At 69.1% G+C, this 741-nt stretch carries 2 protein-coding genes; one reads left to right on the top strand and one right to left on the bottom strand.

Annotation, left to right across the window (positions count from 1 at the left end; translation table 11 throughout):
• On the top strand, positions 1-285 hold a 285-nt coding region (locus TW83_RS18235; protein ID WP_045984203.1), incomplete at its 5' end, for a BCCT family transporter.
• Positions 286-319: 34 nt separating this feature from the next.
• On the opposite strand, the gene TW83_RS18230 is transcribed toward TW83_RS18235, so the two are convergent.
• Positions 320-741, bottom strand: a 422-nt coding sequence (locus tag TW83_RS18230) for a YhjD/YihY/BrkB family envelope integrity protein (RefSeq protein WP_045984202.1), incomplete at its 5' end; no start/stop codon positions are given.

The following is a 741-nucleotide window of genomic DNA, read 5'->3' as shown; positions in this document are numbered from 1 at the left end:
CCCGGACCCGTCCGCCAGCGCGTCTTCTGGGGCCTGGCCGAAGGCGCCATCGCCGGAACGCTGATCCTGCTGGCAGGAGAGGCCGGGCTGACGGCCCTACAGGAGGTGATCACGGTCGTCGGGCTGCCGATCTTCCTGCTGGTCTCGATGATGATCCCGGCCCTGATCCGCGGGTTCGCCGCAGAGGAGATCGACCATATCACGATCGGCAAGCGTCCCGCGCTGAGCGAGTTCGACCCCGCCGCCACCGACGAGGCCGACGAGGCCGACGCCCCGGCCAGGTGACGGGTCGCCCCGTCCCCGGCCGAACGCCCGCGGTTCAGTCGCGGGCGTTCGCCTTGCGCAGCCGCCACAGGCTGGCGCCCAGCACGATGATCGCCATGATGGCATCCGATTTGGGCGTCGGCGCATCCGTTGCGTCACGGCCTGTCCCGGACACGCCGATGGCCTTCTGGCCCGACGACGTGGCGGGCGTCCCGTGACCGGGCGGCGGGGTGTCGGCCTTGACGGCATCGCGCTGGCCCATCGGTTCGGGGGCACCCGTGGTCGTGTCCTCGGAGGTCTGCTGTTCGATCTCGGCGTTCAACTCGGCTCCGGCCAGCACAATGAAGGCCGACAGCCACATCCAGGTCAGCAGCATGATGACCCCGCCCAACGTCCCGTACGTCTCGGTATAGTCGTCGAAGTTCTGGACATAGAGCGAGAACGCCGCGGTGCCCAAAATCCACAGGACCGTGGCCG

Origin of the sequence: Paracoccus sp. S4493, from assembly GCF_000967735.1 — a bacterium.
Classification (GTDB): Bacteria; Pseudomonadota; Alphaproteobacteria; order Rhodobacterales; family Rhodobacteraceae; genus Paracoccus; species Paracoccus marcusii.
The sequence above is the reverse complement of the archived record's forward strand: the minus strand, read 5'-3'. Positions and strand labels throughout refer to the sequence as shown.